Origin of the sequence: Psychrobacter immobilis, from assembly GCF_904846185.1 — a bacterium.
GTDB lineage: Bacteria > Pseudomonadota > Gammaproteobacteria > Pseudomonadales > Moraxellaceae > Psychrobacter > Psychrobacter immobilis_B.
In genome coordinates, this window is record NZ_CAJGZQ010000007.1 from 36,372 (window position 1) to 61,072 (window position 24,701).

Consider the following 24,701-nt stretch of genomic DNA (forward strand, 5'->3'; position numbering starts at 1 on the left):
GTCAGGGCGAAGCAGTACTTCGCTTGATCCATCCTCACACCTAGATAAGCAGATAATAGCGAATGGCAGGATTGGCTCCCCTTATTACTGCAACGGTTTCACCTTCTAATCCGCAAATTCTAAACTATTCCCAAACCATCTAAAGCCCCACGCTAAACCCCTAAACCTAGTACCGTAATCTCAAATAGCAAAAACCCTGCCATGGCGAGGTCTCATTATTTTATCGAGTATAACTGGTGATAACTGCACCAGCGTTAGTAGTTTGGCACTAATTGACTACTATTATTTAGCTGATTTTTTATAGTAATCAACCATCATCGTACCTAGCGTACCGTTGTCATCGATAGTGACGATTCTAACTGTACCTGACTGAGACGCAGTACTAGACTGCACTTGTCCAGCACTACCTAAGACGATTTGGTTGTTTTTAGCCGCCATTGCTCCGTTACCGATAGCGATGCTATTCATGCCGCCAGCCATAGATTTATTGCCTAGCGCTACCGAGTTTGCACCTTGTGCGGCTGCCGCTTCACCAACTGCGGTAGAGCGTACACCACTAGCATCGGCTATATGACCAAAGGCTTGCGCGCGTTCGGCAGTGGCTTTTGATTGCCAACCGATAGACGTTGAGCCTAAACCTGCGGCATTGGCTTCCCCGCCAACAGCCGTTGCTGAATTCATGCCCGCATTGGCTTTGTTGCCGACAGCGACCGTGTCATTACTGCCGCCAGCCATCGCGGCTTCACCAACAGCCGTAGCTCGTACACCACTCGCGTTGGCTAGATGACCAAACGCTTGCGCGCGTTCAGCGGTAGCTTTTGATTGCCAGCCGATAGAGGTTGAGCCTAAACCTGCAGCGTTGGCTTGACCGCCGACAGCGGTTGCTGAGTTCAGACCTGCATTGGCCATATTACCGATAGCAACCGTGTCGTTAGTGCCGCTAGACATAGCACTATTGCCTAAAGTAATAGCAGTACTGTTCGTAGTGGTTTGGGTATTTGAAACTTGAGAGTCAGCACCTGTTGCCATAGCAGTGCATGCAGAAGTTGCGGCAATGGCGAGAGTAAGGGAACTGATTTTGAGTGCTAATTTTGATAGGGAATCCATTTTCATCATGCTAAATCCTTTTAGACAAGCCATCTTGGCTTAGTAGGGGGTTTGGGTAAAAGCTGATAGATCACAATCCTTGCAATATGAGCATACTCTGGCATGAATAACTTGATCATATGTAGAGTCCGCAACATTAATGTAACACTAATTTTTAACCATTATTCAAATAATGATAGCATTATATTTTCAAAGGTCGTTTAAGCCGACGAATGAACAGTTATAATATAAAACTACCGTAAAGGAGAGCATCGGTGCAGTACAACTTTGATGAGATAATAGACAGACGTAACACGGGGTCATTTAAATGGCACTATAGCGATGACACGATTCCGCTATGGGTCGCGGATATGGACTTTAAGACTGCCCAGCCTATTTTAGCGGCGATTGAGCAAGTAGCGCAGCATGGCATATTGGGTTACACCGTGCCGACCGAGCCGTTGTATCAAGCGATTATCGACTGGCATGGCAGTCGTTATGGCTTATCGCTTGACACGCAGGATATTCTTTTCTCTCCAGGCGTGGTACCAAGTTTGGTGCTGATGATGAAAGTATTTACCGAGACAGGGGATGCGGTACTTATTAATGACCCGATTTATACGCCTTTTATGACCAAGGTTTTGGACAATAATCGTAAGCTGGTGACTTCTGCATTACAGGAGAATGAGGGGCGATACTATCTGGATTTAGCGGATGTAGAAGCCAAAATTATCGAGCATAACGTTAAGCTATATTTGTTGTGTAATCCGCATAATCCGGGCGGACGTGTATGGACAGCAGATGAGCTTGAAGCGCTGCTTTTAATTTGTAAAAAGCACGATGTGGCAATTGTGAGTGATGAGATTCATCAAGATTTAACTTTGAGTGGGCATACATTTACGCCTTTTTTAACTTTAGTAAAAGGCTATGAGCACAAAGTGGTTAGCCTGACATCAATGACCAAAACCTTTAATATTGCCGGTATCAAAGGCTCTATGATCTTTGCTAAAGACAGCGCATTACTGAGTAAAATTAACCAGCAGCAACGTTTAAGTGACGAGCATGAGCTGAATTTATTTGCTTATACGGCAATGCGCAGGGCTTATGAAGAGGGTAGTGAGTGGTTGGCGCAGGCGCTGACTTATATCGAAGCCAATATTGACTTAACGCTACAGTTTTTAGAAGAGCATCTGCCTAAAATTAAGGTGATGCGTCCAGAAGCTTCGTATTTGATATGGCTTGACTGCTCGGCATATGCGCAAGATGATCAAACGCTTTATGACAGGCTTAGAGCCGCTAAAGTTGAGCTTAGCGCGGGGATTAAATACGGTAATGAAGGGCATCTAAAAATGCGCCTTAATGTAGCGTGCCCTAAAGCGCTGCTTATAGAAGGGCTAAACCGTATGCATACTGCATTAAATATTGATGATTTTAATATAGTCGATTCCATTTAAAAAGAATGCAGTACTGCTGGGATAAATTTTGCGAAGCCTCTGGAGTGCGAAGTGCACAGCAAGCGAGGAAAGTTTATCCCAGCATAACGCTATTTTTAACGTACCTCTTTATATTGAAATGACTATATTATTTAGCTGGGTAACCAGTAATATCTTGAATACTTTGGTATAAAGGTTTTAAGCGCTCATACATTTTGAGATAAACCTCATTGTATAAGCGCTTGTAGAGCTGGACATTGGCGTCAATAGGCACAAATTCATCGCCCAAATGCACCATCGCCTTAGTGGCGGTTAAATGGTCGGAATAAACGCCAAGCCCCACTGCACAGTTGATGGCAGCACCTAAGCCTGAGGCTTCATAAGTATGCGGTCGATAAGCGGGCATGTCAAAGATATCTGCCGTCAGCTGCATGGCTGAGTCACTTTGAGAGCCGCCACCAGAAACACGCAAGTGTTTGATGGTTTTGCCTGTACGCTTCTCAATGGTATCAAAACCAAGTTTTAGCTCATAGGCAAGCCCTTCTAGGATAGCGCGATAAACATGCGCTCGCGTGTGTACATCACCAAATCCAATGAGCGCGCCTTTGCCCTCAAGTCCCGGATGACGAACACCGGGTGACCAGTATGGCTGCATCATTAATCCCATACAGCCTGCTGGAATGTCTTTTACCGCTTGATCGAGGAGTTTTTCGGTATCGATGCCTTGGGTCTTTGCTAGGTGCTCTTCATATTGGGCAAATTGCTCCTTAAACCAGCTGACCATCCAAAAGCCGCGATAGATCATATATTCATGATTATAGTAATTCGGCGCAGCGGCAGTGTAGGCGGGCATGTGCTTAAGGATTTCGACGTAATTGCTCGACGTGGTATTAATCGTCGCAGTAGTGCCAAAGCTTAGACAGGCGGTTTCTGCAGCGAGACCTGCAGAGCCTAATGCTTCACAAGCCTTATCACTGGCGGCAGCAATCATCGGTGTGCACTCTAAAATCCCCGTGGCTTTAGCCGCCTTGGCCGTAATTCTACCGAGTGGCTGTCCCGGCGGAACAACTTTAGGCATCTGCTCAGGTCGACAGCTAAATAAGCGCCATTTGAGATCTTTAGCTTTTAGCCAAGCTTGCGCTTTGTAATCGTAAGGCAAATAGCCTAGAGCATGACCGCTAGAGTCTATCAACTCGCCTGTGAGCTGATAGGTGAGGTACGCGGATAAATTGACGTAATGAGCGGTCTTTGCCCACATTTCTGGCTCATGATGCGCAAGCCAGTTACAGCGTGCTTTTTGCTGCGCCTCTTGTACCAGCTCGCCCATGCCGATCACTTTAGTTAGTGGGCTAAGAAAGCCTAAATCATTGGTCTCGCCGCGGCGCAAATCCATCCAGACGATAGCTGGGCGTAGCAGCTGTTTGTCTTTATCCAAACATATCATGGTATAGCGCTGGGTGGCGAGGCTGACGCCGGCAATTTGCTCGGGCGTAATATCGCAGTTTTGCCACAATTGCTGACAGGCTTCGCTTAATTTTTTCCAATAGTAGTCGGCATGCTGCTCAGCAAAATTTGGCTGCGTTGAAAAATACGGCTCGATAATGACGCGGGCTTTGGCAATCTCGCTACCGAATTGATCGAAGATAAGCGCTCTGACGCTTTGGGTGCCATTGTCGATAGCTAAGAAATAAATAGGGGCATCAAGGTTGTTGGTCATAGTCATCCTTAACTATGTAGAAATAGATATATAGCTCAATAAAAATACGATGATTATAGTGTGCTACTGGGGTAAGTTTTCCGCAGCCTCTGTCTGCGTAGGCACAGCAAGCAAGGAAAATTTATACCATTAGAACTTACTGTTAATACAGTAAAAAAGCTTTAAGTTGCCGGTAGGTGATAATAGCGTTGCCATAATTGGGTATAGCGTTCAACTTCTTGCTGCCATTTTTGCTCATCCCAGCCAAGCTCCTGCTGACATATTTGCTTCAGTCTTGCACTAATCAGCGGCGTCATCGCGCCATGTGGCAGTATCAAGCCCAAGCGCGTACGGCGTAGTAGTAAATCGTCCAAATGGATAACCTGCTCATAATGGGCGGCAAAGCGAATCTCCGCCCAAATAGTATTACTGTCAGTCACATAAGCCAAGTCATCATCATGAGCTAATGCTAATAATGCATCAAGCTGTAGACCGTAAAACCCTTTTAAGCGCTGTTGCAATAGTGGTGTTAGGGTTGAAAATTTGGGATTGGTTGGCGGTTGATTACTAAAGACTTGGCTGCTATATGAGACATTATCTTGAGTAGCTGACTCATCAAGTTCGAGCACCTTTTGACAAACTTTCAGTACATCAAGGGCGATTAGGCGAAAGGTGGTTAATTTGCCGCCACTGACGGTCACTAAATTATTATCCAACCAAACGCTATGGTCGCGTTTTTCTTTACTCGGGCTGACGCGCTTACCATCACCGCCATCAGAAATCAGTGGACGCACGCCTGCCCATGAGCTGATGATATCCTTCCGACTTAGATCAACATCATCAAAGAGATCGTTGGTCGCTGCCAATAGATAATCCACCTCTTCATTAGTGATACCGACTTCATTATCATCCAAGGGTGGATGGTCCAAATCGGTTGTTCCAAGGACAGTACGGTTTTCCCACGGAAAGACAAAGACAGCTCTTTTGTCGACAGGATGCAAAAAGGTATAGGCTCGCTGCAACGGTAGACGCTCTTGACTGATCACCAAATGACTGCCACGAGATGGGCGAATTTGCTTGTGAAAGCTTTGCTCAGTTTGTTTGCTGGCTTGCATTCGTAAGGTATCCGCCCAAGCGCCAGTCGCGCTGACCACTACTTTGGCATAAACGTTGTAACTTTGACCGTTGTCTTCAGAAGAAGTATCTTTTAGAGTAGCACCCGTCACCAAGCCTTGCTCATTGGTGATTAACGACTCAGCTTTAAGGTAGTTAATCGCCTGCGCACCATCATGGATGGCTTCATCAAGTACCCGCATCACAAGGCGTGAGTCATCGGTCACTGCATCGCTAAATTGACTGGCGCCCAAAAATTTTTCTTGCTTGATGTGCGGATTAAGCTGTAAAAAAGCGTCTTTTTTAAAGTATTTAGAGTAGCGCTTGCCCGCGAGCCCATCGTAGATACGTAGCAAGGTATTGAATATCCATGGCGGTGGAAACTTGCCTTTATAATGCGGCATGACGTAATGCATCTCGTTGACAAGACCACTTGCTTCGCTTAGCATGCGCTCGCGTTCACGGACGCTCAGCAAAGTGGTTTTATAGTCACCTGAGGCAATGTAGCGCAGCCCGCCATGTACCATTTTGCTAGAGCGGCTGGACGTGCCCCAAGCAAAGTCTTTTTGCTCAATGAGTAACACCGCCAAGCCGCGCCTTGCTGCCTCGCGAGCAATCCCAGCGCCTGTGATACCGCCACCGATGATGAGCATATCCCACGGTTCTACTTGAGACGAGCGACGAGATAAAGGCGCTAATGCTTGCTGGCGTTGCTGATGTTGATTGGCTTGGTTCATAAACGATTCATCTTAATTTATACTCAAATTAATTAGTGACTCAGTGTTTCTAAGCCATCTAGTCGGGCTGTAGCTGCCTTTTAGTCTTCGATTAAAACACCCGGATTCATACGCTGTTCAGGGTCCAAGCTTTTGAGCATATCGCTAGTTACTTGTAGACCGAGCTTGCCTTTTTCGGCAGCAAGATAGGGGGCGTGATCGCGGCCGATGCCATGTTGATGCGATATCGTCGCTGTGCCATTGGCTAGACTTGAACTGGCAGCATGTTTGATTTTTTGCCAGCGGCTTAACGTGCTGGCGTGATCTTTGGCTGCTCTAAAGAAGTAGGTGGTATAAAGACTGGCACCTTGCTTATAGACATGTGAGATATGAGTGAAAGCCATGACGTTTTCGTCTTCGTCTGCCAGAGCGTTTTTCACCGCTTCTTGCATCTGCTGCATCTGCTCGTCGATATGATTCCAGTTGGTGGCGGTCTCAAAGGTATCGACCATGATGCCTTTTTCCCACAGTGTGCCGCGCAAATAAGGGAATTTAAAGCGTCCATGCGCCCAGACACTGCCCATGATATCAGTTATTTTTCCCGTGACACTGCCTTGCTGTTTTAATAGCTTATTAAACTGCGTCAGTGCCAATTTATTCTGTGCTTTATCCCCTGAGACGCCATAAGTGAGCATGACTTTTTCTGAGCTGAGTCCGCGCGCTTTTAGATAAGTACTAATGGCCATAAACTGGCTGGGCGTCGTACCCAAATGTAGATGCGCGTCAGTCTCGACCGCATTACTTAGGCGTAGCATTGATAATTGAATATTTTTTTGAACCGCTTGTCTAAGCACTTCTTTACCCGCTTCCCAGTTTGGTAAAAAGGCGACTTTAAATAGCTCTTCTTCTGGTTGCGACTGCACCCGCATTTTGACTTCGGTAAAGATACCAGTGCGACCTTCCGTGCCCATCATCATTTCACGCAGATCAGGCCCTGCCGCTGACGCTGGAATATCCGCAATATTGAGCACGCCTTGTGGCGTCACCAACGTACCACCGGCAAACATCTGCTCGATGCGTCCGTAGCCTAAAGATTGCTGACCACTAGAGCGCGCTGCAATCCAGCCGCCAAGTGTCGATAGCTCCCAAGACTGAGGATAATGTCCCAAGCGGTAGCCGTGTGCGTCCAGTTGTGCTTCGACTGCTGGCCCTTGTGTACCTGCGCCAAAAGTAGCAATTTGGCTCTCACTGTCTAAGTCAGTCAGCTGATCCATCTTGCTCATGGCGATGGTCACTACGGGGCGTGAACCTTTTTGCGGATTGATATGACCCGCTACTGAAGTGCCGCCGCCAAAAGGAATGACGATAAGGTCGTGCTCGCTTGCTAGCTGTAATAAAGTTTCGACATCAGCGGTCGATTCAGGAAAAGCGACCCCATCAGGAAAGACTTCAAAGTCGCCACCATGCATGGCTATCCAGTCTGGAAAGCTTTGGCCACGAGCATGTCTAAGTCTCACTTCGTTATCGACAGATACGGTATCAAGCTCAGTCATAGCAACAGGCAAGCGGGATTTTGGGACGGTTTTAAGTACCTGCTGTAAGCTCACCGACGGCAGTTTTTTGGTTTTACCAATGTGTGATTTGATCAGTTTCGCCCCATGCGCTGAGACTTTTTTATTAATATTGATATTGCCCCAGCCATTCCAGCGCGTTTGCTCGATTGGGGTATTTACCGTATGACCCTTTGAGGCAGCATCTATATTGGTATTTTGGTTATCAGAATTGACTGAAATAGCTTTAGACGGGTCAGATTTAGGGCGTTTTCGGATAAGGGCTTTGATTTTGCTCATAGGGACATACCTGTCAATTTATTATGATTATCTGTGACTATAATAAGTAACTGTTTTCTGTACATTAGTCAACAACGATTGGTGTGCTGTTCCGACTTGCTAATTCTTTATTCCCCACCAAAACCATCAGTCTATGCGCTAAGTAGTGCCAAATAACACCAATAAAATCTAACATATAAAAATACCAATGCGGTGAGACTAAGCTTGCGAAGATTTCAGATGAAGTCCATGTGTTGCCGAATAATATGCGGTAATCATAGGCGACACTGATGCAAGCTTCTCTGTAGAATACTATATAAAAAAGCATAATAGCTGCTTTACGAGACCAATAAACCCCTCTTTGATTTTGCTCTTTATTCTATAACGCCTTATTATGATTTCTTATGGATGGAGGAATATAAATGAAATCCTTATAAAAATGAAATAAAGTGCGGGAATATACTGGTCTAATGAGATAGTTATATGTCAGTTGGTAGATTAGCGTATTTTTATAACCAATAGACTGCTCAAACTTGTTAAAATAGCGCACCAATTTATTTATTGATGGACACTACGTTATGACAACTGCTGCCAACGTTCCTACTATTAAAGAAGATCGCATCTTAATTCTCGATTTTGGCTCACAGTACAGCCAGCTTATCGCCCGCCGTGTCCGTGATTCAGGCGTATTCTGTGAGATGTTCCCGTTTGATATCGACACTCAGCGCATTATCGATTTTGGCGCAAAAGGCGTTATCTTATCTGGCGGTCCTGAGAGCGTGCACGCTGATGACAGCCCACGCATCAATGATGCCGTATTTGATCTAGGCGTACCCGTATTGGGTATCTGCTATGGTATGCAAGCGATGGCAGAGCGCTTCGGTGGTAAAGTTCATGCCAGTGATATCCATGAATTTGGCGCAGCAACCATCAATATCGATGGCAAATCAACGCTGACTGATGGTATCGAAGACGCAGCAGCGAAGCTAAATGTGTGGATGAGTCATGGCGATAAAGTAATCGACGCGCCACAAGGCTTCGATATCGTCGCTAGTACGCCAAGCTGTCCGATTGCGATTATGGCTGATGATTCGCGCCATTATTATGGTTTGCAGTTCCATCCTGAAGTCACGCATACCGCACAAGGTTCTGCATTACTAGGACGTTTCGTCCATGAAATCTGTGGCTGCGCTGGTAGCTGGACGCCTGACAACATCATCGATATGCGTATCGCACAATTGCAGAAGCAAATCGGAGATAAGCAAGTATTGCTCGGTCTTTCAGGTGGTGTGGACAGTTCAGTCGTTGCGGCATTATTGCATAAAGCGATTGGCGATCAATTAACCTGTGTGTTTGTCGATACGGGTCTGCTGCGTCTACACGAAGGCGACCAAGTGATGCAAATCTTTGCTGAAAATATGGGAGTAAAAGTCATTCGTGTCGATGCTGAAGAGTTATTCTTAACGGCATTGGCTGGCGAGTCTGACCCTGAAGCCAAGCGTAAAATCATTGGTAAAACCTTTATCGACGTCTTCGCTAATAGTGCGCGTGAAATCAGTGAGCAAAGCGATGGTAAAGTCATCGAATTCTTAGCGCAAGGCACGATTTATCCAGACGTCATTGAATCAGCGAAGTCGCATCAAGGTAAAGCGCATGTGATTAAGAGCCATCACAACGTTGGTGGTTTGCCAGATGATTTGGCGTTTGAGTTGGTTGAGCCGTTGCGTGATTTGTTTAAAGATGAAGTCCGTAAATTGGGCATTACCCTTGGTTTACCAGCCAAAATGATTAACCGTCATCCGTTCCCAGGACCGGGTTTGGGCGTGCGTATCCTTGGTGAAGTTACCAAAGAATTCGCTGATATCTTGCGTTCTGCTGATGCTATCTTTATGGAAGAGCTTGAGCGTTCAGGCTGGTATGAGAAGACCGCGCAAGCGTTTGCGGTATTCCAACCAATTAAATCAGTCGGTGTGGTCGGTGATGGTCGCCGCTATGCGTGGGTGATTGCGCTACGTGCGGTTGAGACCGTAGACTTTATGACCGCGCGCTTTGCGCATCTGCCGTATGATTTGATCGAGACGGTATCGAATCGAATCATGAATGAAATCGCTGAAGTATCACGCGTGACTTATGATGTGTCGAGCAAGCCGCCTGCGACGATTGAGTGGGAATAAACTGTTTAAGTATTCTAAACGGTAACGGTGTTAACCTAGCTAGATATACAAGCACCTACTATCTGCGTTCGGTTGCCTTGTTACCATTTTAGACTACGTAAACTTATCTAAATAGCTTTTCAACTCAAATTTTTCGAATTGATATACGACTAATCGATAATTAGATTAGTTCAATATAGCGATAAAAAAGCACTCAACTTGGTTGGGTGCTTTTTTTTGGTTAAAAAAAACAGGCAACTAAGAATCCTCGAATTTTTCATTGAACATTTGTCTTTATTATCTATAATATAGTCAACTTTAATTGGCTATTGTTTGTTAAAGTCGAGATAAGCCTATCAATCGTTCAGTATTTAGTAAAATTAAGGGATAAGATGTTTTGTAATAACTGTAATCAAGAAAATTCAAGCGAGGCAGGATTTTGTTCAAAATGTGGGCATCAGCTCTCTGACGTTAAAGCACAAACACCGCCATCATTAACGGCGGTTAACATTTCTAAAGATGCGCAAATCCTGCAAAACCATTCAGCTTCCAGTTCTGAAAATGCCGATACTTTATTAGCGACTTTCGTTGGTGAAAAGTATGACAGTTTTTATCGTGACAAATGGTTTAAGGACAGCGAGCCACGTTTAGAAGTCAATAAGGATGGTTCGAGCATTCACAGTTTTAATATTGCTGGACTGCTCTTGGGAACATCTTGGTTATGCTATCGTAAAATGTACCTAGTAGCCTTGTGTATTGTACTTGGCATAAATACGGTCGATTTAATTTTAATGCACCTGTTCGGTATGGAGGTGTATAGCTCTATAGGTCAAACCAGCTTTTTTATCGCATGGGCAGTAATGACAGGACTTTTAGGTAATTATTTTTACTTTAGTCACAGCGTCAAAAATATAAAAAAAGTCATGAGCAACACAGCAGACCCAGCGATGCTTGAACAGGAACTAGTGGAAAAAGGTGGTACGTCATGGGTTGGCGCAATTGTAGGTAGTATATTGGCGGTTTTACTATCAATGGGTATGTCCTACTTGTTTGCTCCTGATTGGTTTTGGTTGGTGTAGTACGTCTAATAAATAAGGTTAATCTAAGGAGGCGAGACAAAAGTGATGGAACCATTAAAACAAGCATATGATTTGGAACTCACGGATAAAGATCATGGGCAAGGTTGGGCTTTTGGTCGCCCAGTCGGCATCACCACGGATCAATGGCCGCGAAGCAGGATTAACGGTCTACCGATGGCGCACTTATGGACGATATTAGTGCCTGAAGCGTATCGCGTAAAAGGGAAAGATCTCGTGGCAATATCGCTTTTTCAAGCGGATGATCATGTTGAAGATAGGGTAGACGGTGTTGAAGATATGATTGCTAACCTCACTGAGGTGAATCATACAGACGCTGAGAATTTTTGGGCGTCACTGAGTCGCTATACTAACCATCGTCACCCTCAAGAAACCTATCTTGAAGATATGATTGGTGGTGGCTGGGCATTGATTTGGTTAACCAAGGAGGAGTTTGAAGGTGAAACGACAACACTGCCTAGTAAAGAAGATGGTATATATCCAGACTATGAAATTGAAGAGTGGAGTAGCGCTTGCTTTGTTAAAGATGAACCCGCTCAGTTTATTAAGCACGTTGTCCGAATAGATGATCCTAACATTGGCAAGATGCTCGATGAGTGGGCAGATGAAGATGATGTGAACGCTTATATTCCGATGTTCTCTGAAAAAGGTGAGATGTTAAAGCTTGATAGGTTTCATGCAAAAAGTCATTTTGGTGGTACGGCCAATCCCATTCAAGCAATGCCAGAATTTAGTCCTTTTTATATTGAGTTTGAAGAAACGCTTGGCGATGCCAATATGGGCGGTGGTAATGGGCAAATTGATTTGCTGAATAATGAGTTTGACTGGGCGTGTGGCTAGCTGTTGATAACGTAAAAATGGCTGCGTTTGAAAGTCATTTGCTCCATCTTTATCTAACTGCGAATACAATTGCTAAGATATCACGTGTGACTTATGATGTGTCGAGTAAGCCACCTACGACAATTGAGTGGGAATAATTATCCAATAAGACACTGCTTGTCATCATTAGAAAAGTTCACGTTATCGTGGGCTTTTTTATGTCTGTCATCTTTTCACTGATAGTTCATATAGATTGGTAAGTTGGGAATACTACCTAACGCTCTTATATCTAACTCACTGAATTAGGATGTTTAACGTAAATTTCTGAGATTAAGACTTACTCGACCAAATTGGCTAATAAGAAAAGGCAATTTCGGTACTATTGTATTGAAGAAAAGCCAGTACAATTAGTTCTGGCCTGCCATTAAAAGTAAAATTATTTCATCCTCACTTGGAGGATTTACTCGGCTTTACAGATGGAGTATTTCCTGGAGTGTTTTTATTGTCACGTCGACGTTGATCTGGCTTCCCAGTTGACTTAGCAATTGGTTTCGGTCCTGGCTTCAAGCTCATGATTTAATCCTTTAATTTAGCGAGGTTATTCCTCACCTATGAAATGTGGTCTTCATCAGTAAATTTCAATATACAATTAAGAAAATATTAAAAATCATAAGTAACGTTATTAGAGTTATCAATAATGTTAGTAACTAGGCAGCTACTGGCGGTTACGATGGAGTGGGAGCAAGATTCTAGATAATACTTAGTTTTAAATGATAAAAAAGCACTCAACTTGGTTCGGTGTTTTTTTATTTCAAAGCTAACTTTCGACAGGGGACTTGCTCTGTATTAGACTAGTATATACAGGGGATAGACTATTGATTAAATCTGTTACCAACTTATCTATTGCTAGTAATACGTTTTCATATTGCTCAATAGACTCATCACTTACCATTTCTTTAATGTTGTCATATGACATTCGATCAGTGATCTCCTTTATTGAAATAGACTCCGTTTTAGCATTCTCTATGGTTTGTAAAACACATAAATTCTGATTAGAAAAACCAGCCTGATGAGCTACTTTATTTCTAGGTATTCTTAGCTCCTTTATTGTATCTTGCATGTCTTTTAAGACGGCAGCTGAAGGTGGATAGCTCTCTAGTAATTTTTTATTAATTTTTTGGTTACTACCCATTCTTTCTATCTGATCCTCTTCCATCCTAATAGTTGAACCAGCTAATTTATACGAGCGATCCACTACACTAGTTAATCTAAATAAGAAGTTTTCAATATGATGAGCATGATGCTCAGAAAAATTATATCCTGAATCTTCATATTTTTTTTTGCGCAAATAATCCATTGTGATCGACATGTTTTTTAGAGCGTTATCAATTTCATAAACTCTTGAAAAAATATTTTGAGCATATATCTCGATAGCTGAAGCGCTATAGCTATTATTACCATTTGAAAAAGCAGCCATACCTTTGGAGAGAGAGTCGGTAACTAGTGGAAAAAATTGCTTTATATTAGGGTTCTCAGTATGGCTCATGATGTTCCTTAATTAAGTAAAAGATGAATAAGAGAAAGCTATAAATAAAAAGCAGTACCTCAAAAGAGATGCTGCCTTTTTTATAATGTTTGACTGCTAAGCTAAAAACCTAACCCCGCACATTCACCACATAACGCCCAACAACTTTACTCGACATAAAGCGATCTAAGTATTCTGGCGTTTGCTCTAGCGTAATCTCTTCGCCATAGCTCTCAAGATTAGGCAGTTTCATATCAGTCGCGACACGCTGCCAAATGGCTTCTTTATCAGCCAGTGGAATATAAACCGAATCGATACCCAATAATGACACCGCGCGGGTGATAAAAGGTATCACTGACATCGAAAACTCAGCGCCGCTGGCTAAACCACAACTGGTCACTGCACCGCCAGATTTGGTTTGCTTTAGCAGGTTTGGTAAGTAGTCGCCGCCAATGGTATCAATGGCATTTGCCCACAGCTCACGACCGATAGGCTTATTACCGATTTCATTGATGGTATCGCGATGACGCACTTCGCTCGCGCCCAATGCTTTCAAATGCTCGCTTTGCTCTGGCTTACCTGAGAAAGCAATCACCTCATAACCCAGCTGACTCAAAATAGCGATACTGATCGTACCGACGCCGCCTGTTGCACCAGTTACCGCGACTGGACCATCACTGGGTTTTGCACCCATTTTTTCTAATTTTTGGATACTGAGTGCTGCGGTTAAGCCGCCCGTACCGTAAGTCATTGCTTCTTTTAACGTCAGTGTTTCTGGGCAGGGCAATGCCCAATCGGCAGGGATAGAGATCATCTGACCCAGACCGCCATCCGTATCCATGCCCAAATCATAGCCAAATACCAATACTTCTTGCCCTGCGGTAAACGTGCCTGATTTGTCGCTGACGACGACACCTGCTGCATCGATACCGGGGGTATGCGGATATTGTTTGGTGATTCTTTTATTACCCGATGCCGACATGGCATCTTTGAAATTTAACGAGGAATAATGCACTTCTATCAACAGATCATTTTCTGGCAGGTCACTGACGTTGCGTTCTTGGATACTTTTGCTAAAGGTGCCGTCGGTATTTTCTTCGACGACTAAGGCTTTAAAGGTTTTATTATTAGACATAATATTATTCCTAATGAGGTTTTTTGGTGTGCGTCTTTATTTGCAACTACATAGAGGTATGTAAGACAGTCATTTATGCTTTTAACAACACCTTACCATTCTTACTTGCCTGCAATTTGCCATCGACGGCCTTGACGATATCTGCCAAATCAAATGTCGCTTCAACGGGCAGTTTTAAATTGCCATCGTTAGCACGTTCGATCAGCTCATCAATCAAGCGCTGTTTGTTTTCAACGCTCATTTCTTGACTGATTTTGCTGCCCCAAAAGCCTTTGATCGTCGCTTGTTTAAAAATAATATGGGTTGGATCTAGCACCATTGGTTTGCCTGACATGATGCCAAACGATGCCAATGTGCCACCATGACCCAGTAACGCCAGCAGATCATTACTCGACTCACCACCGATAGAATCAACCGCGGCACTGATTTTCTCATCACCAAGGATGGCTTTTACTTGATCCTTCCAGTCGTCATCTGAGGTGTTGATATTATGCTTGATACCCAGTGCTTCTAATTCCTTGATAGCATCGTCACTTCTCACGACATTAATGGTGTTAATACCACGCGCGGCGGCTAGCATGGCGAGCGATTTGCCGACCGCGCCATTGGCAGCATTATGGATCACCCACTGACCGCTTGTTAGTGCTAAAAACTCAATCAGCATCAACGCGCTGAGTGGCATCGCAATGAGCTGCGCCGCCATTTCGTCTTCTAAGCTATCAGGCATGACAAATACCATGTCTTTTGAGGCGACAAAATACTCTGCCCATGTCGTTTGTACGCTCGCCGCTGCCACGCGCTGACCAACTTTTAAGTCTTTGACGTCCTGACCGACGGCATCGATAATGCCGACCGCTTCGCTACCACCAATCGCTGGCAGTTCAGGTTTAAATCCATATTGACCGCGAATGGTTAATAAATCATGGTTGTGGATAGAGGCGAGTACCATTTTGACTCGGACTTCATTGGCTTTTGGTTCAGGAATAGGTGTGTCACCTAAACTGAGGACGTCAGATGGTTTACCGAAGGTACTATAAGTTGCGCTACGCATAATCATTGCCTTTATTTATTTTTAGGTTGTGAGCAACAGTAACAAGTTTGACTCCGTACCCTCAATGTTACTTTAGTTAAGGAATGTTATGCGTTGCACGTATCGCGTGTAGTAAAGCATGAGTAGTAATGCATGATAAGTCACAGCGTGAACGTCTACTGAGAGGCTTTATCCTCTTGGCTTAAGTCGCCGACGATGACTGTAAAATCACCGTCTACCATCTCTGTGAGTAATGGCTCGCCTTTGTCATTGACGCGAAACAGACCATATTCAGCCGCTTCAAACGCCTCAGCATGACCTTCTTGAAAGAAGAACGCATTGGTCGCCAATTGCACACTGCCGTTACGAATGCGGTAATAAATGGGCAGCTCACTTTTAGTTAACTCTTCACGACTATTACTATCAGCTAAGCGGACAAAATGCCCCACATTATTGTCATCGATTTTCACAATGACATAACCGTCGCTTGGCTCATAAATACGAAAATCTGTATCAAACTCGTCTAATTCTACATCTAGTTCTGAGCCTAATTCGTCTTGTGTTGAATGAGGGTGCTTTGAGCGCATGGCATCAAAAATATCGCGCTCCAGTGCATAGCTTAACGCCATATAATCGCCTTGCATAAAACCGCGTGGATCGACAGGTGCCAGCGCTAATAATACTGTTTTGCCAGTGGTGAGATGGGTTTCGTATTTGATGATATTCATCGTCATTACGACCAATATCAGTGCTAACCCAAGTAAGGCAACAGTGATGGTAACGGCTCGTTTTTTTAGCCAATGCGTGGATGGTGACGTGTCATCAATCAAGCGCTTAGTCAAAATTTTATTTTTCATGAGTGGCGCTCCTGATGTTCGTTGGCGCTCATTGTCAAATCAGTATCGTCGATAAGGGAGTGAGCGAAATAGCGTTTAATCAATAGCCAACGCCCCATCAGCATGGTCAGTCCGACGATTAGCATTGAGAGAGATTTGATTAGCAACGAAGTATCGAGCTGATAGTAATACCAAAATACATAGCTGACCAAGGCGGTGACGCCCAAACCTAATAGCACTCGTTGGCTATTGGCGATCGCAATGACGATGATAAGGCTGGTCGCGAGCAGTCCTGAGACGTAAATCGATATTATCCCAAGCAATACAATCGCACCACCAATGAAGAGTCCCGCTGCCGATAGTAATTTAACGTCGTAACGTTTTAGAATCAGATAAGCGGCATAAAGGCTGGCAAGTGTAAGCAGTACTTGCGCCAAATAGTAATTGTAGCGAAAAGTGTCGCCATAATAAGTAGCAAGGCTATGACTATGTTCAGCGGCGATAAAGTACACAGAAACGCACAACAGCATCAGCGCGCTGGCGTAACCAAGGGCTTTAATAATATCGAAAACATCCTCGCGCCATTTACTAGGTATACGCTGCAATAGAGAATAACGTGATAAATTGCTGCCAGTCGTAATCAGCGCCAATAATCCCAAGCTAACCTCAGGTAGATGATAATAGTTAAGCAGATAAACCGTCAAACCTAGCGTCATTATGCTGCCCAATAGGCGATAGATACGGTTGGGCATAATGACCGTCATAACGGCTTGCACGATTAAAAAAAGCCAAACATCTATAGGATGTGACAAATTATTATCAAATAAAGCAAAGGCAATGTAGGCTTGCCCAGCCGAGCTAATAGCCAATGCTAGGCTACTGATAAAGGTATTATCACGGCTCTGCTTGTTTCTAAATAGCACAAAACCCGCCGCGCTGAGTACTAGACCTGTAATTAACAAGGCAATCACGCTGTCAAAGCCATCGATGCCGAACAATAACAAAGACAAAAAGGCGATTAGAAACAGACTTGCTACAATACCGCTGAGACCAAAAAGTATCTGTATAAACCAAGGAATATCGTTTTGAGAGTGATTATTCGCTATCGTTGCCTTAGCGCTGGTCTCACCAGTACGGGCATCAATCACATTGCCGTCAATTAATCCAAGCTGTTGTAGCTGTAAAAGGACATTGTCCGAGTGTTGATTATTCATATCATTACTCATAATTACCTCCTTTGACGACAGCACTGGGGCGGTTGTTTTCGCTGTTTAAACGTGCTGCATAACGCAGCCAAACGACCGCCGCTGAACTCATGCCAATCAATAATAGGGCTAAGATGAGAAAACCACCCATATCAAAATTGTCTAAAAACAGCTTACCCGCCCAAAACATCACCACGACAATGATAGAGCCACATAAATAGGTCAGCATTAATAGATTGATGCGATACCAATAAAATCGCCAAACCATAAATCCGCACCAGCTCATCCATAGCAATAAAGTGATCATTGTCATTAAAATATTGGCGTCATCAAAGACATAAAGAATGGCAAGGTAGGTAATAAAATAGCTGCTGAGTAAACCGACGACATAAGCGCTCCAATCCAGCTCGGACTTAAATCGGCTGCGTGTGACTGATGGTGGTTGACGGTCGATAAACACGAGCCACAAGTTTAGCGCCACAAAATTAACAGCGGCAAGCACGCCTATTTGTAAGACACCTTCATAGAAGTAACTGACAAAGGCAAAGTCCATAACGCCGAAATATAAGATGAGACCAGTATTGATTAGCCCCAACCATAGCAGCCATAGCGCAGGGAAGCGGGCGATGATTACCCAAGGAATAATCAATACGGTCCAGCCAAAAAACAGCTGCCACGTATCAGCACCCGTTTGATAAACCTGCCCGAACAGCGCCAATAAGCTGCCCGTAATCACGCTGGCAATGAGCAATAATAATTGGCGAATAAGCTGAAACCGTCGCCTAAAAGACAGTGCAACGTACAAGGCAATAGTGACAACCAACGCCCCTTCGACCAAAGCGAACTTGCCCATTTTGCCCATATTTACCCAGTTATAGGCAATAAAAAATACCAGTGATAATACCAGCGCGACCGCCCCGATAATCAGCATGGCTTTATCAAAAAAGACCAGCCATGAGCGTTTGCTAGGATAGACTTGCAAATGAATCGCTGCATTATTGGCATGCGTCAATGGCAGTATGCCTTGCTTGAGTAAATGCTCGATAGTACGCCGTGGTTGGCTCATAGCGTCCTCTAAATAAAAAGATGATGTTGCTTATCTTAGCTTTTTTGTGAGAGGTGGGTGTACTAAAGTTTATAGTTTTTTACTCAATAAAACTCAATACGACTGAGCAAATGCTCTTGGATGAGATAGGCGCAAATATAAGCGCTCGGCCACGCGACTACAAAATCAAAATTTCATCAAGAGATCAGCATTATTAGCTTTATAAAAAGGAGTTAATAGTGATATTGGTAGGTATCTATTCTGAATTTAGTGATTTTTATCATGATCTTACTCAGCTATTACAAAAATAAGTAATTGCAAAAATCAAAAAATTGCACGATTTTAAGTAGTGAATAAGTCTGGTTTTGAGTGTCGAAAATACCACACTATTATTCATCAGCATCGGCTTAAAAATTCTAGTGAATGATTAGTTATTAACAATAGTCTTATAAATAAAATTTATCATATCTACTAGGGTGTTATCGCTTGATAGCATTGAATTCATTCACTTGACAGTGATAATTAGTGATTTAGAAACTGAGATTTGTAGTAATAAGACAGGTTTCGAATGAGCGGTAGTATATTGCTGATGAAAGGTGATAAGTAGCTATAAAAGTTACTCAATTAATAGTAATCACATCTAAGTTTTGGTCGTCGAAACTGCTTTGACTGCAAGCTTATTTTGCTTGTTAGTATCGGGGAGGAATTAAAAATTATTGACATTTGTATCGTTTTTAATTACTAATAGTTGTCTACAATATGACCAATAGTTAGTCAAAGTATTGTTAGTAAACATAGTCAATATACGGATATATTAACTCGAATCACTACTATTTAGTTGATCCGCCCAGCCACTGACCAGCAAGGATAGCTATTATATGATGCGCACTCCTAATCACTTTTTGTCCTCTATATTTCTGCCTACCTCTCTTGCGCTCGCCATGTCTATGACTGGCTGTAGTAGCGATAAGTCTGGCACTGATAGCCAAGCAGCTGCCGTTGATCCTAATGTACTGGCTGATACTCAAGCGCTCGTCGTCAATAATGGTACTGAACCTGAATCACTTGATCCACACAAAGTATCGGGGGTACCAGAATCTACCCTTGGCCGCCAAATGTTAGAAGGTTTAACCAATACGGATGCCGAAGGTAAGACCATTCCAGCAATGGCAACCAGTTGGGAAAGCGAAGACAATAAAGTATGGACCTTTAAGCTGCGCGATGCTAAATGGTCAAATGATGATCCAGTAACGGCAGAGGATTTTGTCTACAGTATGCGCCGCTTGGTCGATCCAAATACTGCGTCGCCGTATTCAAGTTATTTGGTCGATGCCAAAGTAGTAGGCGCTGATCAAATCGTTGATGGTAAGGCTGGCATTGAAACCCTTGGCGTAAAGGCTATCGATGATAAAACTTTGCAAATTACGTTATCAGAGCCAGTGCCTTATTTCCCAGATATGTTGATTCATAATTCAGTCAAGCCCGTTCATAAAAAGACCGTTGAAGCCTTTGGTGATAAGTGGACAGCTCCTGAGAACATCGTAGTTAACGGTCCTTACAAGCCTACCCAGTGGCAAATTAACGACAAAATCGTTTTAACGCGCAACGCTTCTTATTACGACGATGCCAATACGACTATCGATACCGTCACTTTCCTGCCGATTCCTTCTAGTACGACTGACGTCGCACGCTATCAGGCGGGTGAAATCGATGTGACCTACAATGAGATTCCAACCGAGCAGTTCGCTTCGCTTAAAGAGCAAGTGGGCGATCAGCTAACCGTATCTCCTTATCTTTGTACTTATTATTACGAGTTTAATACGGTCAAGCCACCGTTCAACGATCCCAACGTACGCCGCGCTTTAGCCTTAGCTTTGGACCGCGATACCATTGCGGATAAAGTTATCGGTCAAGGACAGACGGCCGCTTATCAGTTGACACCCCCTGCCACCAATGGCGATATTGCAAATAGTCCAGAATGGTCGACTTGGGATCAAGAAAAGCGGGTTACTGAGGCCAAAAAACTGCTCACTGAAGCAGGCTATAGCGATAGCAATCCGCTGACTTTTGAGCTGCTATACAACACCAATGACAATCATAAAAAGACTGCGGTCGCGGCTACTTCATTATGGAAGCAAGCGCTCGGCTTCGTCGATGTGACTTTGACCAATAAAGAATGGAAAACCTATTTGGATACTCGCCGTAATGGTAATTATCAAATTGCGCGTGCTGGCTGGTGTGGTGATTATAATGAAGCGTCAGCTTTCTTAAATATTGCCAAATCTGATAACAGTGGCAACTACGGTAAATACAATAATGCTAACTTTGACAGCTTAATGGCGCAAACGCTGAAAGCTGGCGTTAGCCCTGAGCAGCGTGCCAATCTATACAAGCAAGCTGAAGCTCAGCTTGATCAAGATATGGGTTTACTTAACATTTATCATTACGTCAGCCCGCGTCTAGTGAAACCTTATGTCATTGGATTTCCAACTAAGGATATATTAGACAATTGGCAGGTAAAAAATCTCTCAATTGCTAAGCACTAATCGTTTGACTGATCGCTGAATAATTCTATCGATTGAATGTCTGAGAGCGGTAAAAGCAGCTGGTTTCATTTATCGCTCCTATCAAATAACGCTGATAGCGTCATTAGTTTCATTTTTCACGACCACTCTTATTAGGCGTGTTAGATGAAACTTTTGTTATTTATAAACAACGATTGTCAATATTTTATTTAAAACCAAGTCATTGAAGATTACTAGTTGAACGATAACTGGGCGTTAGGTTTGTGCTAGTTATCTCATTTTAATTTAGCTGAAAAATAAGCATCATTATAAAAGAGGCATTATGCTAAAACTGATTTTTCGGCGTATCTTAGAGGCCATTCCGACCTTATTTGTATTGATCACGGTCTCCTTTTTTATGATGCGTTTGGCGCCAGGCAGTCCGTTTACGGGTGAGCGTAGCTTGCCACCTGCGGTACTGGCCAATATCGAGGCCAAATACAATCTCAACGATCCTATGTGGCTACAGTATGTTAATTATCTAAAGCAGCTAGCGGTAGGCGACTTTGGACCGTCTTTTAAGTATAAAGATTATACGGTTAACGAGTTGTTGTCGCAGTCGTTTCCTGTCTCTATGGAGTTGGGTCTATACGCTTTTATATTGGCATTGGTCTTAGGACTTATCTTCGGTGTGATCGCAGCCCTTAAGCAAAACTCATGGATAGATTACGTACTGATGGCCTTTGCTATGACAGGCGTTGTGATTCCAAGCTTCGTTAAAGCGCCATTATTAGTGCTGATCTTTGCCATTATTTTGCAATGGCTACCAGCTGGTGGCTGGAATGACGGGGCACTCAAAAACCTTGTATTACCAGTCGCCGCTTTAGCGCTCGCTTATGTTGCAAGTATTGCTCGTATCATGCGCGGCTCGATGATTGAGGTGATGAATAGCCAGTATATCCGAACGGCTAAGGCGAAAGGTTTGCCGATGCGCCAAATAGTGATGAGGCATGCGCTGAGACCCGCACTACTACCCGTTATCTCTTATTTGGGCCCAGCCTTTGTCGGTATTATCACAGGCTCTATTGTGATTGAGACTATCTTTGGTTTACCTGGTATCGGACAGTTATTCATTAACGGCGCACTCAATCGTGATTATGGGGTAGTGCTTAGTTTGACCATTTTAGTCGGTGTATTGACCATTGCCTTTAATGCTATCGTCGATATTTTATACGCGGTAATTGATCCAAAGATTCAGTATTAAGACGACCGTTTAAGCGCATTATCATTCCAATACGGTTTGATGGGTATCATTCATTATTATTATGCTAAATAGATTATTAAAAGGACGACTATGAGCCTTACCGCAGACCAGACAACTGACCTAGCAGAAATAGGGGCTCAGGAAATCAAAGGCCGCAGCCTTTTGCAAGATGCTAAGCGCCGTTTTTATCGCAACAAGGCCGCCGTAGCCAGTCTTTTTATCTTGCTACTCGTGGCTGCCTTTGTCATTTTTGTACCGATGTTAGCACCTTTTGGCTATGCCGAAACCGACTGGAACTTTATGCAGTCCGCGCCAGCCATCGATAATAAGCACTACTTCGGTACTGATTCACTCGGTCGTGATTTGTTAGTGCGAACCGCAGTAGGTGGTCGTATCTCCTTGATGGTAGGCGTCGCCGGCGCTACGGTTGCAGTGATTTTCGGTACGATATACGGTGCAACGTCAGGCTATCTTGGTGGCAAAGTCGATACTGTTATGATGCGTGTATTAGAGATTTTAAGCGCCTTCCCCTTTATGTTTTTTGTGATTTTATTAGTCACTATTTTTGGTCGTAACCTTATCTTAATCTTTGTGGCGATTGGACTGGTATCGTGGCTGGATGTTGCGCGTATCGTTCGCGGGCAAACGCTAAGCCTGAAGAGTAAAGAGTTTATCGAAGCTGCGCACGTAGGCGGCGTATCAGGCTTTAATATTATCTTACGCCATATCGTGCCCAATGTACTCGGGGTGGTGGTGGTTTACGCCTCTTTATTAGTGCCAACGATGATTTTGTTTGAGTCATTTCTAAGCTTTTTGGGACTTGGTGTTCAAGAGCCGATGACCAGTTGGGGGGCGCTGTTGCAAGAAGGCTCAAAAACCATGCAGGTAGCACCTTGGCAGATTTTGATTCCTTCAGCTTTTTTGGTCATTACTTTATTTTGCTTTAACTTTATTGGCGACGGTCTGCGTGATGCGTTTGACCCTAAAGACCGCTAAGAGGGTGACATCATGAAAAACCAAAGTATGAAGGATAAAAGCATGGAGGGTAAAAGTATGGAAGATAAAAACATAGCAACTCAAAAGATTCATAACGCCGCCAACGCGTCTAGTGCTCCTGAGAAAATAGAGTCTACTACCTTTAAGATGGGTACTGGTTCAGCGCTCGATAAGCCACCTAACGCAGAAAACACCTTGTTAGCAGTCAAAGATTTATCGGTACAGTTCACGACCGAGGAGGGTCTGGTAACGGCAGTTAATGGCTTAAATTTTAACCTACATGAAGGCGAAACCTTAGGTATCGTTGGTGAGTCCGGTTCAGGTAAGTCGCAGACAGCATTTGCTATTATGGGGTTATTGGCAAATAACGGTTATGCCAAAGGTTCGGTACGCTTTGAGGGTAATGAGCTACTAGGATTGTCACAAAAAGCACTAAATAAGATTCGCGCCGAGCAGATCGCGATGATCTTTCAAGATCCGATGACCTCATTAAATCCTTATATGAAGATAGGCGACCAGCTCGCTGAAGTATTGATTTTACATAAAGGCATGAGTAAAAAAAATGCTTGGGCCGAATCCATACGAATGCTAGACGCGGTTAAGATTCCAGAAGCCAAGAACCGTATTGGCATGTATCCGCATGAGTTCTCAGGTGGTATGCGTCAGCGGGTCATGATTGCGATGGCATTATTATGTCGCCCTAAGTTGTTGATTGCTGATGAGCCAACCACCGCGCTCGACGTTACTGTTCAGGCGCAGATTATGGTTCTATTAAACGAGCTAAAACGTGACTTTGGCACCACCATTATTATGATTACCCATGATTTGGGAGTTGTGGCGGGTATCTGTGATCGAGTACTGGTGATGTATGCTGGGCGTACCATGGCGTATGGAGAGACTGAAGAGATTTTTTATGCCCCAAGTCATCCATATACTATTGGATTACTAAAAGCGATTCCTCGTTTAGATAACGATATGGGCAAGCTTGAAACCATTCCAGGTAGTCCACCAAATTTATTAGATTTGCCTGCAGGCTGTCCTTTTTATGAGCGCTGTTCTCATGCTATGGAAATCTGCCGTGATACACCGCCACCGCTGGAATTTCTACCGAACGAGCGTCAACGCGCTTGCCACTGGCACCCTGAAACACCCGTTGATCACTCACTAGATAGCTCAACAGATATCGATGCCAATAATCAATCAGGGATGGAGGGCTAGC

18 protein-coding genes and 1 pseudogene are annotated in these 24,701 nt (G+C 43.8%); 9 read left to right on the forward strand and 10 right to left on the reverse strand.

All coding sequences use genetic code 11. The annotated features are described in order from the left end of the window. Window positions 1-282 precede the first annotated feature (282 nt). On the reverse strand, window positions 283-1,116 hold the full coding sequence (locus tag JMW94_RS05240) for a hypothetical protein (RefSeq protein ID WP_109590476.1): 834 nt from the start codon (window positions 1,114-1,116) through the stop codon (window positions 283-285). Window positions 1,117-1,361: 245 nt separating this feature from the next. Here JMW94_RS05240 and JMW94_RS05245 point away from each other — a divergent pair, with 245 nt between their 5' ends. Continuing rightward, the gene (locus JMW94_RS05245) at window positions 1,362-2,540 is read left to right on the forward strand and encodes a MalY/PatB family protein (protein WP_201602430.1); all 1,179 of its coding nucleotides are present in this window, start codon (window positions 1,362-1,364) and stop codon (window positions 2,538-2,540) included. Window positions 2,541-2,667: 127 nt separating this feature from the next. Here the strand turns inward: JMW94_RS05245 and JMW94_RS05250 are convergent, their stop codons facing one another. The 3 genes from JMW94_RS05250 to JMW94_RS05260 form a co-directional block, all read right to left on the reverse strand. Beyond that, window positions 2,668-4,236 carry an FGGY-family carbohydrate kinase gene (locus tag JMW94_RS05250; protein WP_201602433.1) on the reverse strand — a complete coding sequence of 523 codons (1,569 nt, stop codon included), beginning with the start codon at window positions 4,234-4,236 and terminating at the stop codon, window positions 2,668-2,670. Window positions 4,237-4,397: 161 nt separating this feature from the next. After that, window positions 4,398-6,065 carry a glycerol-3-phosphate dehydrogenase/oxidase gene (locus JMW94_RS05255; RefSeq protein ID WP_201602436.1) on the reverse strand — a complete coding sequence of 556 codons (1,668 nt, stop codon included), beginning with the start codon at window positions 6,063-6,065 and terminating at the stop codon, window positions 4,398-4,400. 80 nt (window positions 6,066-6,145) lie between these two features. Continuing rightward, window positions 6,146-7,894: an FAD-binding oxidoreductase gene (locus JMW94_RS05260; RefSeq protein WP_201602439.1), complete on the reverse strand. Its 1,749-nt coding sequence runs from the start codon at window positions 7,892-7,894 to the stop codon at window positions 6,146-6,148. A 557-nt stretch (window positions 7,895-8,451) separates the two neighbouring features. Between JMW94_RS05260 and guaA the strand changes: the two genes are divergently transcribed. From guaA to JMW94_RS15105, 4 genes and pseudogenes are all read left to right on the forward strand, one after another. Then, the gene (gene guaA, locus JMW94_RS05265) at window positions 8,452-10,047 is read left to right on the forward strand and encodes a glutamine-hydrolyzing GMP synthase (protein WP_201602454.1); all 1,596 of its coding nucleotides are present in this window, start codon (window positions 8,452-8,454) and stop codon (window positions 10,045-10,047) included. A gap of 371 nt (window positions 10,048-10,418) precedes the next feature. Beyond that, entirely contained in the window at window positions 10,419-11,105 is a 687-nt protein-coding gene (locus tag JMW94_RS05270) for a zinc ribbon domain-containing protein (RefSeq protein ID WP_201602457.1), read from the forward strand. A 42-nt stretch (window positions 11,106-11,147) separates the two neighbouring features. Continuing rightward, a complete protein-coding gene (locus JMW94_RS14850) occupies window positions 11,148-11,963 on the forward strand; it encodes a hypothetical protein (RefSeq protein WP_227685428.1) in 816 nt (271 codons plus the stop codon). A 62-nt stretch (window positions 11,964-12,025) separates the two neighbouring features. After that, window positions 12,026-12,100 (forward strand): annotated as a pseudogene (locus JMW94_RS15105) (hypothetical protein); the annotation flags it as partial. 659 nt (window positions 12,101-12,759) lie between these two features. Here the strand turns inward: JMW94_RS15105 and JMW94_RS05285 are convergent. From JMW94_RS05285 to JMW94_RS05310, 6 genes are all read right to left on the reverse strand, one after another. After that, window positions 12,760-13,488 (reverse strand): Cthe_2314 family HEPN domain-containing protein, encoded by a 729-nt coding sequence (locus JMW94_RS05285; RefSeq protein ID WP_201602475.1) that lies wholly within the window; start codon window positions 13,486-13,488, stop codon window positions 12,760-12,762. A gap of 109 nt (window positions 13,489-13,597) precedes the next feature. Beyond that, window positions 13,598-14,602: a YhdH/YhfP family quinone oxidoreductase gene (locus JMW94_RS05290; protein WP_201602478.1), complete on the reverse strand. Its 1,005-nt coding sequence runs from the start codon at window positions 14,600-14,602 to the stop codon at window positions 13,598-13,600. A 73-nt stretch (window positions 14,603-14,675) separates the two neighbouring features. Beyond that, window positions 14,676-15,653, reverse strand: coding sequence for a zinc-binding dehydrogenase (locus JMW94_RS05295; RefSeq protein ID WP_201602492.1), 978 nt, complete (start codon window positions 15,651-15,653; stop codon window positions 14,676-14,678). 155 nt (window positions 15,654-15,808) lie between these two features. Further along, on the reverse strand, window positions 15,809-16,489 hold the full coding sequence (locus JMW94_RS05300; RefSeq protein ID WP_201602507.1) for a GDYXXLXY domain-containing protein: 681 nt from the start codon (window positions 16,487-16,489) through the stop codon (window positions 15,809-15,811). Then, a complete protein-coding gene (locus tag JMW94_RS05305) occupies window positions 16,486-17,694 on the reverse strand; it encodes a DUF4401 domain-containing protein (RefSeq protein ID WP_201602508.1) in 1,209 nt (402 codons plus the stop codon). The genes JMW94_RS05300 and JMW94_RS05305 overlap by 4 nt, the downstream gene beginning before the upstream one ends. Then, complete coding sequence (locus JMW94_RS05310) at window positions 17,687-18,739, reverse strand: DUF2157 domain-containing protein (RefSeq protein WP_201602509.1); 1,053 nt, start codon at window positions 18,737-18,739, stop codon at window positions 17,687-17,689. The genes JMW94_RS05305 and JMW94_RS05310 overlap by 8 nt, the downstream gene beginning before the upstream one ends. An 857-nt stretch (window positions 18,740-19,596) precedes the next feature. Between JMW94_RS05310 and JMW94_RS05315 the strand changes: the two genes are divergently transcribed. The 4 genes from JMW94_RS05315 to oppD all read left to right on the forward strand — a co-directional run bounded on the left by JMW94_RS05315 (window position 19,597) and on the right by oppD (window position 24,700). Next, complete coding sequence (locus tag JMW94_RS05315; protein ID WP_227685429.1) at window positions 19,597-21,264, forward strand: ABC transporter substrate-binding protein; 1,668 nt, start codon at window positions 19,597-19,599, stop codon at window positions 21,262-21,264. Between the two features lie 301 nt (window positions 21,265-21,565). Beyond that, window positions 21,566-22,486, forward strand: coding sequence for an oligopeptide ABC transporter permease OppB (gene oppB, locus JMW94_RS05320; RefSeq protein WP_045442924.1), 921 nt, complete (start codon window positions 21,566-21,568; stop codon window positions 22,484-22,486). A 90-nt stretch (window positions 22,487-22,576) separates the two neighbouring features. Beyond that, complete coding sequence (gene oppC, locus JMW94_RS05325; protein WP_060490135.1) at window positions 22,577-23,482, forward strand: oligopeptide ABC transporter permease OppC; 906 nt, start codon at window positions 22,577-22,579, stop codon at window positions 23,480-23,482. Between the two features lie 147 nt (window positions 23,483-23,629). Further along, window positions 23,630-24,700 (forward strand): oligopeptide ABC transporter ATP-binding protein OppD, encoded by a 1,071-nt coding sequence (gene oppD, locus JMW94_RS05330; RefSeq protein WP_201602783.1) that lies wholly within the window; start codon window positions 23,630-23,632, stop codon window positions 24,698-24,700. Window position 24,701 lies beyond the last annotated feature (1 nt).

Bases quoted from the DNA above. Each gene is read 5' to 3' on its own strand.
- guaA (WP_201602454.1), top strand. From the start codon at position 8,452: ATGACAACTGCTGCCAACGTTCCTACTATTAAAGAAGATCGCATCTTA.
- JMW94_RS05295 (WP_201602492.1), bottom strand. From the start codon at position 15,653: ATGCGTAGCGCAACTTATAGTACCTTCGGTAAACCATCTGACGTCCTC.
- JMW94_RS05255 (WP_201602436.1), bottom strand. From the start codon at position 6,065: ATGAACCAAGCCAATCAACATCAGCAACGCCAGCAAGCATTAGCGCCT.
- JMW94_RS05290 (WP_201602478.1), bottom strand. From the start codon at position 14,602: ATGTCTAATAATAAAACCTTTAAAGCCTTAGTCGTCGAAGAAAATACC.
- JMW94_RS05240 (WP_109590476.1), bottom strand. From the start codon at position 1,116: ATGATGAAAATGGATTCCCTATCAAAATTAGCACTCAAAATCAGTTCC.
- oppC (WP_060490135.1), top strand. From the start codon at position 22,577: ATGAGCCTTACCGCAGACCAGACAACTGACCTAGCAGAAATAGGGGCT.
- JMW94_RS05260 (WP_201602439.1), bottom strand. From the start codon at position 7,894: ATGAGCAAAATCAAAGCCCTTATCCGAAAACGCCCTAAATCTGACCCG.
- JMW94_RS05315 (WP_227685429.1), top strand. From the start codon at position 19,597: ATGATGCGCACTCCTAATCACTTTTTGTCCTCTATATTTCTGCCTACC.
- JMW94_RS05305 (WP_201602508.1), bottom strand. From the start codon at position 17,694: ATGAGTAATGATATGAATAATCAACACTCGGACAATGTCCTTTTACAG.
- JMW94_RS05285 (WP_201602475.1), bottom strand. From the start codon at position 13,488: ATGAGCCATACTGAGAACCCTAATATAAAGCAATTTTTTCCACTAGTT.
- oppB (WP_045442924.1), top strand. From the start codon at position 21,566: ATGCTAAAACTGATTTTTCGGCGTATCTTAGAGGCCATTCCGACCTTA.
- oppD (WP_201602783.1), top strand. From the start codon at position 23,630: ATGGGTACTGGTTCAGCGCTCGATAAGCCACCTAACGCAGAAAACACC.
- JMW94_RS05270 (WP_201602457.1), top strand. From the start codon at position 10,419: ATGTTTTGTAATAACTGTAATCAAGAAAATTCAAGCGAGGCAGGATTT.
- JMW94_RS05300 (WP_201602507.1), bottom strand. From the start codon at position 16,489: ATGAAAAATAAAATTTTGACTAAGCGCTTGATTGATGACACGTCACCA.
- JMW94_RS05250 (WP_201602433.1), bottom strand. From the start codon at position 4,236: ATGACCAACAACCTTGATGCCCCTATTTATTTCTTAGCTATCGACAAT.
- JMW94_RS05310 (WP_201602509.1), bottom strand. From the start codon at position 18,739: ATGAGCCAACCACGGCGTACTATCGAGCATTTACTCAAGCAAGGCATA.